We start from the raw sequence: 9,301 nt of genomic DNA, 5'->3' as shown, positions 1-9,301 counted from the left end.
CGCTGCATAGTTGAACAGTGATGTTCAGCAGTGTTCAGCGTAAATGTATCAGCACGGCATTCACACTTTGGTGTACAGTCCCCTCTGCCGAGGTCTGCTGAGCGGACGGATGACGCCGCAAACCACCTTCCTCCCAGGGGACATGCGCGCCGGGATCGATCCCAAGTTTGTTGAACCGCGCTACTCCCAGTACCTAAAGGCGGCAGAGGCATTGAGCCAGTTTGCTCAGGATCGCTATGGCAAGACCTTGGCTCAGTTGGCGGTGCGCTGGCTGCTGGATCAACCAGGGGTGAGTGTGGCACTGTGGGGGGCGCGCAAACCCCATCATCTGGAAGCGATATCCGGCCTTTGGGGCTGGTCGTTGGATGCGGAAGCGATGCAGACCATCGAGGATATTTTGCAAAGGTATGTTCCCGAGTCCATTCCCCCCAGCTTTATGTCCCCGCCTGCCCGCGCTGCCTAGTTGTTGCTTTCTGTTCCCTTGCCGTTTGCGTTAGCGGTGGGGAGCACTTTGTCGCCGGGATCCCAGTCCTACGATTGAGTTTGGCAAAAAATGGGATGTAGAGCCCTGTCCTACCGCTACATAACTGGCCAGTAGGGCGAGGGGGCTGTTAACCACGGGAGAACAAAGATGGCCATCCCAGATGCATTCGCGTCAGCGGTGCGGAGCACTCTGACCCATAAGGCCCATAAGGCAGACAGGCCAAGGGATCCGGCTGGCCAAGATAGGCCCACAGCGCCTTCTCAGGAGGGATCCCTGATTCTCCACGTGGGGGGCATGAGTTGTGCCGGCTGCGTTCGCACCGTTGAGCAGGCCCTGCTGAGACAGCCGGGGGTGGTCAAGGCCAGCGTTAACCTGGTTACCGAGTCGGCCCTTGTGGAGTTTGCCCCTGGACTCCGGCCCGACCCGCAGCACCTGGCCCAGATTTTGACAGAGGCAGGGTTTCCCAGCCGCTACAGTTCAGAGGGTGAGGCCCTCTCCGGCGGGAGTTCCGTTCGCGTCAGCGGTGCGGAGCACTCTCAAGATCCCTCTTCCCCTCCCGGTGGGTGGGAAGAAGCCTTGGATGTGCCTGCGGATCCCCTCTCTCGGCAGCGACAGCAGACCCGACACCACATTCGCCAAGCGCTCACCGCCGCTTTTTTGCTGCTGATTTCTGCCGCCGGACACTTGGATCTCTTCGCCCGTCTGGGCTTGCCCCTCCTTAATGATGTCTGGCTGCACTGGGGCTTGGCGACCTTGACTTTTGTCGGCCCAGCTCGCGGCATTGTCCTGGATGGTTGGAGAGGGGCGCGGCGGCTGGCCCCCAACATGAACACCTTGGTTACCTTGGGATCCGGATCGGCCTACCTGGCCAGTCTGGCGGGGTTGTTGGCCCCTCAGGTGGGCTGGGAGTGCTTTTTCGACGAGCCCGTCATGATGCTCAGCTTCATCCTGTTGGGACGGGCCTTGGAACAGCACAGCCGCCTGCGGGCGGCCAGCAGCCTGCAATCGCTGGTGAGCTTGTGTCCCAGTTTGGCTCGGCGGGTTCAGCCTGCAGAGAAGGCGGGATCTCTGGCTTCCAGCCCAGAGGGGAACCTGGATCTGGGATCCCAAACCGGAGAATGGTGTCCTATCGAACAGGTGCGAGTGGGGGATTGGCTGCAGGTGCGGGCCGGCGAACAGATCCCGGTGGATGGAGAGGTCATTGCCGGCCAGGCCACGGTCAACGAGGGGATGTTGACGGGGGAACCCTTGCCGGTGCTGAAACAAGTGGGGGATCCCGTGGTGGCGGGGACGCTGAACCAATCGGGGTTGTTGCTGTGCCGGGCGACGCGCACCGGGAAAGACACCACCTTGGCCCAGATCATCCGCCTGGTGGAAGAGGCCCAAGCTCGCAAGGCCCCCATCCAAGGGATAGCCGACCAGGTGGCGGGCTACTTTACCTATGGGGTGGTGACCCTGGCCATTCTCACCTTTGGGTTCTGGTACTGGGTTGGGATCCCACTCTGGGGGAGCGACGGTGCGGAGCACTTTGTCCTGAAGGGGTTCAGCCTGCACTCCCATCTGCATCTGGGCAACCATCCCCCTCACCCCACACCTCTGCTCAGCAGCCTCAAGATGGCCATTGCCGTTTTGGTGGTGGCCTGCCCCTGTGCTTTGGGGTTGGCTACGCCGATGGCCATCCTGGTGGGTACTGGCTTGGGAGCCGAGCGGGGTTTGCTCATCCGAGGGGGAGATGTTCTGGAGAAAGCCCATCGCTTGCAAACGGTGGTCTTCGACAAAACCGGCACCCTCACCCAAGGGGATCCCCACCTGACGGACTGTCTCAGCCTTGACCCCTCCCTGGATCCCAATCGCCTACTCCAACTGGCGGCCACAGTGGAAAGCGGCACTCGCCATCCGCTGGCGCAAGCCATTTTGCAAGCCGCCCGCACCCAGGGTTTGCCGTTGCTCTCCGCCGGCGAGTTTCAAACCCAGCCGGGGATAGGAGTCGCCGCCCAAGTGGAAGGGCAGGAAGTGGTGTTGGGATCCCTGGATGGTCTGGCTGCTTTGGGGATCCCGCTGTCCCAGGAGACCCAGGCCCAGGCCGAGGCGCTATTGGCAGCCGGCAAAACGGTGGTGGGCGTGGCTGTAGAGGGATCCCTGGTGGGGCTGCTGGCAGCCCAGGATCCCTTGCGGCCTGATGCGCAGGCAACACTGCGACAACTGCAAAAGATGGGCTTGCAGGTGATGCTGCTTACTGGCGATCGGGCTGAGGTGGCCAAGCAGGTAGCCGAAGCTCTGCAAGTGCCCGGGATCCGCGTTATCGCCGAGGTTCACCCGGCAGACAAAGCTCAAGTCATCCGCGACCTGCAGACCCAAGGCCAGAGAGTTGCCATGGTGGGAGATGGCATTAACGACGCTCCGGCTTTGGCCCAAGCCGATGTGGGCATCGCCCTGCACTCAGCCACTGATGCGGCCTTAGAAACCGCCGATATCATCCTCATGCGCAACCGCCTCTGGGATGTGGTGGAAGCTATCCGCCTCAGCCGCGCCACCTTCCGCAAGATCCAGCAAAATCTCCTCTGGGCTGTCGGCTACAACCTGGTAGGGATCCCGGTGGCAGCAGGCGTGCTCCTACCCCCCTTTGGCATTGGGCTTAGCCCGGCAATCGCTGGGGGTCTCATGGCCTTGAGTTCCCTCAGTGTAATCCTCAATTCACTCCTCTTGAGGCGAACTTTTGTACCCCGTAGATCTTCGAGTAGCCGCAGCTAAAAAAGTGTTAAAAATTACGAATGACTAAGTATCGATCGTTAAGTCTTCCGAGGTTTTACCGAGCTTCTGACACAATTTCCGCTGCGTCCAAGCCAAAAATTCGGCAACTTCGATTACATTTGATTAAAAAGATTAATCCGCTTTAACTTTTGAGGATTTGGTTGTAAGATTAGGCCGAAACCAAGCTGTAAGCGCATCTTCTGGTTTCTTACTTAGCAAAGCAAAAACCGTGAAAATACTGAGAAAGCGCATCTTGCAGCGGTGAAGGGAGCAAAAGTATGGCGATGCTTGGAGATCTTCAGGAATTTTCCTTATGCGACCTGTTGCATTTAATGGAAAAGGGTAAGAAAGCAGGGCAGTTATCCATCTGGGCACCCAATGGCATTCAGCGGATTTGGTTTTACCAAGGTCGGGTGGTCGCCGCCCTCACCCCTGAAGAAAAGCATCGTTTGGAAAGCCTGCTGACGCGCTTTGGCTTGGTGGACGAGCAGGTGGTCAGCCAGTTGGTCGCTAGGGGCTTGGAGGAGCCTCTGGGGCGTTGCCTGCAGCGGCAAGGGTTGATCTCGCCCGTAGATTTGGCCAAGCTCTTTCGCCATCAACTGCAGGTGGGACTCTACAGCCTCTTTGCCCTCGAATCCGGACAGTTCAGCTTCCTGCCCAACGTGCCCATGCCCTACCGAGAAATGACTGGCCTCAGCAAAAGCGCCACCGCTGCCGTCCTGGAAGCCCTGCAGCAGCTCAAGCTAGACCAGCGCCCCGAAAAAGACCTGCCCGAGCCTGATAGCTGCTTTTGGCGTACCAGCACCGAACTGCCTCTGTTCAAGCTTTCTGCGCTGGAGTGGGGGATCCTGGAGCAGGTGTCGCCTTCTCGCAAGCTGACGGCTTTGGCTCGAGCACTGGGGGCAGACCTGCTGGAGGTGCGCTATGCCTGTGCCCGTCTGGCCAAGCTGGGGTTGATCAGTCCCTGTGAGGGGCCAACGGTTCTGGCTCGGTCTGGTCACTGGGAGCTGTCCAAGTCGATTGCTGAGGAGGTGAATCCCGAGCCGGTGAGGGAGAGGCTGGGGGCAAGGGTGCCTGGTCTCCAGGATGAGGGCGGCCCCGTCAAGCCTTCTCTGGTCAGTCGATTAGCCACCCTCCTCAAGGGCATGCGCGAAAAGTGAGGTAAACCTAACGGAAAAAAACAATCTTCTGGCTTTGTAAAGAACTTGGAAGGGTCTATAACTTTTCTCTAACTTCCGCTCACAGAGAAAGCAAAAATAGGAGTTCTATCTTACGAAGCGACATGATCCAACACAAAGCTGAAACAAAGGAAACTAAAACTCTTCTGTGAAGGGCTTCCGAGTGCTGCCTAATTGTATTCCTTGATAGATTTTCCCGGATAGTAAGTGTAACTGCTGGCGCGCAGAGTACCTAGCTACAAAGAACACAGCCGTTGATACACGGTTGTTGTCCGAGAGTACATGTACAAGAATGGGGATGTCTGAAATGTTACTAAGGCATTGATTTCCACTTATCCCACTGAATCAGAGGCTCGAAAAAATCTTATGGCCATAGTTGGAGACCTCCAAGAATTTTCCTTGCCCGATCTGTTGCAGCTGATCGAGAGAGGCAGCAAAACAGGACAGCTCTGTATCTGGGCGCCCAGAGGTATTTACCGGATTTGGTTTTACCAAGGTCGGGTCATTGCCGCCCTACCCCCCCAAGAAGAACACCGCCTGGAGAGCTTGCTGGCCCATTCCGGCTTGGTGAGCGAGCGGGTGGTCGAGAAGCTGGCTTCCTTTTGCGGCTTGGAGGAGCCCTTGGGACGTTGCTTGCAGCGGCAAGGGTTGATTACCCCAGCAGCCCTGGCCAAGCTCTTCCGCCATCAACTGCAAACCGGCCTCTACAGCCTCTTTGCCCTCGAATCCGGACAGTTCAGCTTCCTGCCCAACGTGCCCATGCCCTACCGAGAAATGACTGGCCTCAGCAAAAGCGCCACCGCTGCCGTCCTGGAAGCCCTGCAGCAGCTCAAGCTAGACCAGCGCCCCGAAAAAGACCTGCCCGAGCCTGATAGCTGCTTTTGGCGTACCAGCACCGAACTGCCTCTGTTCAAGCTTTCTGCGCTGGAGTGGGGGATCCTGGAGCAGGTGTCGCCTTCTCGCAAGCTGACGGCTTTGGCTCGAGCACTGGGGGCAGACCTGCTGGAGGTGCGCTATGCCTGTGCCCGTCTGGCCAAGCTGGGGTTGATCAGTCCCTGTGAGGGGCCAACGGTTCTGGCTCGGTCTGGTCACTGGGAGCTGTCCAAGTCGATTGCTGAGGAGGTGAATCCCGAGCCGGTGAGGGAGAGGCTGGGGGCAAGGGTGCCTGGTCTCCAGGATGAGGGCGGCCCCGTCAAGCCTTCTCTGGTCAGTCGATTGGCCACCCTCCTCAGGGGCATGCGCGAAAAATAAAAGCATAGGGATATTTGCAGTCATGTTTTCGGTTTTCGGGTAGAAACATTAGAAATAGGGAATCAGCAGGGAGATATAGGATGGCTAATCTGTCCTCTTTGCAGGCGATCCTCCAGAGCTATGTTGCCAACACACCGGAAGTCCAGGGAGCAGCAGTGGTCACCCCCGACGGGCTACCTTTAGCTTCCACACTGCCTGTGGGTATGGATGAAGAGAGAACCTCTGCTATGTCGGCTGCCATGCTTTCTTTGGGCGAACGGATTGGGAGAGAGCTAGGGCGCGGAGCCATAGAGAGAGTTTTTGTACAGGGGGAAAAAGGATACGGGGTTTTAACCAGTTGTGGCCCCGATGCCGTCTTGCTGACAATTGCCAGCCATGAAGTCAAGCAAGGCTTGCTCTTTTTGGAAATTAAGCGAGTCGCGGCAAGCATTGCAGAGGCAATGAAGTAAGAAAATCAAATGTGGAAGCTAAGTCTTTAGATCCTATCCTGACGTTGAGGAAACTATGGCCATTAAACCTTCTGAGCTGCTCCAAGTCCTGATCTCGCGCACGCAATTCACAGATGATGACAAGAAAGTTTTGCAGCAAAGTGCTGACTGGGGCGGCAGCATCGCGGCGGAAATGTCAGACGCCTTTTACGGCTATCTGGATCGCGATGCCGAAATGGCGGCAGTGATAGCCAAGCACAACCGGCAGCGGCTGGGCCAAACCTTTGCCGACTGGTTCAAGGAAATGTTCACCGGCATGGACAATTGGGGCCCCCAGTATGCGGATCGCCGCTGGAAGATTGGCATAGTTCATGTGCGCGTTGGCATCGGCCCTCAACATGTTGTGCCTGCTATGGCCACAGTTGTGCAGGAGGTCAGTCGGCGGTTGGTGAAAGAAGGCAAGCCTGAGCAGTTGCGCACCAGCTTGAGCAAGGTCTGTATGATTGACCTCTCCTTTATTGAGCAAGCCTACCTTGAGGTGGCCTACAATGCAGTGCAACAGGAAACAGGCATGAGTGAGGCTTTGTTCAAACGATTAATCGCCAATGGTGCCAACAGTTTAATTTGAGTTGTTTGAGTTAGAGTGGGCTCTTGCTTACTCTACTTGCTTAATTTCTCTACCTTCTTGGGCTGAGGTGCTTGAGTTTCTGGGATCCCTCTGGAGCAGAGCTGGCGTTGGTATCTTTTTTAGATTATCTTAGAAGCAACCTGGAGATAGCTTTACCTCCCGTGCGGCACATCGGTGCACTCCCCCGAGTTTTATTCAGCTTTGTCGCTAGAGCTTAGTCTGAGGCCAGTTTATGGGAAATATCTTGCGAATTGTTGTAACAGGGCCGGTGGGAGCTGGAAAGTCTACCTTTATTCGCACGATTAGCGAGATTGAGGTAGTAGACACCGATTGCAAAGCAACGGACGAGGTGGCAGAGCTGAAGAAAACCACGACGGTAAGCATGGACTTCGGCCGCTTGAGAATTGGAGAGGAGGAAGAAGAGATGTGGCTGCATCTCTACGGCACTCCCGGCCAGTCTCGCTTTAACTTTATGTGGGATATTTTAATTAAGCGCGCCCACGGCTATGTTCTTCTGGTGCCTGCGCACTTGCCGGGCCAGTTTCGCAATGCCCAAGCCATTCAATCTTTTATGAAGGCCAGGACGAGCGCCCCCTACGTGATTGGGATCACCCACGTCGATCAACCCAATGCCTGGGATCCAGAAGACATTTTGTTAATTTTGGGGAATCAGGACGGTTCAGTTCCGCACACCACTTTGAATGCCCAGGAGCCGGCTTCTGTTGCCAACACGTTGCTTCTGTTGGTTGAGCAAATGATGCCCCAGGTGGTTGTTTGAACAGATTTTCAGGTATCCGCCGGTCTAGAACTTCAGCAACATTGGCCCTAGCCAAGACAGGCGTATCTTTTGCGTGACAGGGATCCCTCCCGTGAAGCCGAAAAACGGGAGATTGGATTCGGTGGAGATTTGCCGCATAATAAAATGTCCTGAGTGCTCTTTCTGGCCAGCCATTGAACCAAGGGGATCCCTGCTGTGTTGCTTCTCGATTGCTCTCCCCTGACCCTTTCCCCAGAGGAAGCGCGGGAGAAACTGTTGTATCTCCTCGCCCAACTGGCCTATCGAGAAGGCTCCTTTACCCTCACTTCTGGACAGAAGAGCCCCTACTACATCAACTGCAAACCGGTTACCCTTCACCCCCAAGGAGCTTATTGGGTGGGATCCCTGCTACACCGGCTGTTGCCTCCCGAAACCGAAGCAGTGGCTGGGATGACGCTGGGGGCAGATCCCCTGGTGACGGCGGTGAGTTTGGCCTCTCTGCATGCTGAACCCGCCAACCTACCCGCCTTGATCGTGCGCAAAGAGCCCAAGGGGCACGGCACGCAAGCCTGGATCGAGGGGCCGGAGTTGCCGGCAGGCAGTCGGGTGTGGATCCTGGAAGATGTGGTGACCACCGGCAGTTCTGCTTTGAAGGCTGTCGAACGGGTGCGGGCAGCCGGCTACCGGGCGGAAGGGATCCTGGCTTTGGTGGATCGGCTGGAAGGGGCAGAAGATCGCTGCCGCGAAGCAGGGATCGCCTTTCGTCGCCTATTCACCCTTCCAGAAGTGCAGGCTTGCCATCGGGCCTTGACCTCAGGAAAATCAAAGGACTAGCCTGCCCCCTTGGTGAGCATCAAAGCTTTGGAGAGCGGACATGCTGCCCCCTGCCTACTCAGCTCTGCCCAGCCGAAATCTGCCGAGCCTACCGCATCGGGCGCGGGTGGCTGTGTACGTGGTGATGAACATCGAGCACTTCACCTTTGGCAAGCTGGGCACGGCCATTCAACCCCATCTCACCAGCTCCCCTGAGATCGCCAACTATGGCTGGCGGGACTACGGCAATCGGGTGGGCATTTGGCGCTTGTTTGAGCTGTTTGCCGAGCTGGGGATCCCGGTGACTGCCGCCTTGAATGCAGAAATGGTGCAGCTTTACCCCCCCATCATTGAAGGGATCCGCCAATACGGCTGGTCGGTGCTGGCCCACGGCTGGAACAACTCCACCGGCCACAGCGGCCTGGCCCGTGACGTCGAACAGGAGCTCATTGAGCGCAGTTTGTCCCTTTTGGAGAAGGTTTCCGGATCCCGACCCTGGGGCTGGCTGACACCGGGATTTTCCGTTAGCGAGAACACCTTTGACCTGCTCAAGGCTGCCGGGATCCGCTACACCACCGACTGGGTAAACGACGACCAACCCTATTGGCTGCAGACCGCCGCCGGCCCCCTTTTGGGGATCCCCTACACCCTGGAGGCCAACGACATCAGCCTTTGTCTGAGCGCCCGCCTGCCGGCAGAAGCCTTTGCCCAAGCCCTCATCGACCAGTTTGATCAACTGTGGCAAGATGGGGAACGCTCCCCCCGCGTTATGGCCATCGGCCTGCACCCCTTTATTGTCGGGCAGCCTCTGCGGATGGGATCCCTGAAAAAAGCCTTGCAGCACATCCAATCTCGCCCTCAGACTTGGCTCACCACCGGCGATGGTCTCTACAACTGGTACGCCCAAGCCTGCCCTGCCCCCGAGGTGGCCTGACGGGATCCCAGTTCCGGATCCCTGGCCAGGGCGGAAAAGGGGGTCTTTTGGCTTTGTGCCGATTTTGTCTTGTCTGG

The 9,301-nt window shown here is 57.3% G+C and carries 9 protein-coding genes; all 9 read left to right on the top strand.

Going from position 1 to position 9,301, the window contains the following annotated elements; all coding sequences use genetic code 11:
- The first annotated feature begins 43 nt into the window (after positions 1-43).
- On the top strand, positions 44-463 hold the full coding sequence (locus NW829_RS00460) for an aldo/keto reductase (protein WP_414414090.1): 420 nt from the start codon (positions 44-46) through the stop codon (positions 461-463).
- Between the two features lie 168 nt (positions 464-631).
- On the top strand, positions 632-3,235 hold the full coding sequence (locus tag NW829_RS00455) for a heavy metal translocating P-type ATPase (RefSeq protein WP_414416197.1): 2,604 nt from the start codon (positions 632-634) through the stop codon (positions 3,233-3,235).
- A 332-nt stretch (positions 3,236-3,567) separates the two neighbouring features.
- Positions 3,568-4,395 (top strand): DUF4388 domain-containing protein, encoded by an 828-nt coding sequence (locus NW829_RS00450; RefSeq protein WP_414416196.1) that lies wholly within the window; start codon positions 3,568-3,570, stop codon positions 4,393-4,395.
- Positions 4,396-4,779: 384 nt separating this feature from the next.
- Positions 4,780-5,664 (top strand): DUF4388 domain-containing protein, encoded by an 885-nt coding sequence (locus tag NW829_RS00445; protein WP_414416195.1) that lies wholly within the window; start codon positions 4,780-4,782, stop codon positions 5,662-5,664.
- A gap of 80 nt (positions 5,665-5,744) precedes the next feature.
- Entirely contained in the window at positions 5,745-6,113 is a 369-nt protein-coding gene (locus tag NW829_RS00440) for a roadblock/LC7 domain-containing protein (protein WP_011433098.1), read from the top strand.
- 55 nt (positions 6,114-6,168) lie between these two features.
- Complete coding sequence (locus NW829_RS00435) at positions 6,169-6,720, top strand: protoglobin domain-containing protein (RefSeq protein WP_414356696.1); 552 nt, start codon at positions 6,169-6,171, stop codon at positions 6,718-6,720.
- A gap of 232 nt (positions 6,721-6,952) precedes the next feature.
- A complete protein-coding gene (locus NW829_RS00430) occupies positions 6,953-7,498 on the top strand; it encodes a GTP-binding protein (protein ID WP_414416194.1) in 546 nt (181 codons plus the stop codon).
- Between the two features lie 195 nt (positions 7,499-7,693).
- Positions 7,694-8,311 carry an orotate phosphoribosyltransferase gene (gene pyrE, locus NW829_RS00425; RefSeq protein ID WP_414331955.1) on the top strand — a complete coding sequence of 206 codons (618 nt, stop codon included), beginning with the start codon at positions 7,694-7,696 and terminating at the stop codon, positions 8,309-8,311.
- 40 nt (positions 8,312-8,351) lie between these two features.
- Complete coding sequence (locus NW829_RS00420) at positions 8,352-9,224, top strand: polysaccharide deacetylase family protein (protein WP_414416193.1); 873 nt, start codon at positions 8,352-8,354, stop codon at positions 9,222-9,224.
- Positions 9,225-9,301 lie beyond the last annotated feature (77 nt).

Source organism: Synechococcus sp. R55.8 (genome assembly GCF_047461895.1).
Classification (GTDB): Bacteria; Cyanobacteriota; Cyanobacteriia; order Thermostichales; family Thermostichaceae; genus Thermostichus.
The sequence above is the reverse complement of the archived record's forward strand: the minus strand, read 5'-3'. Positions and strand labels throughout refer to the sequence as shown.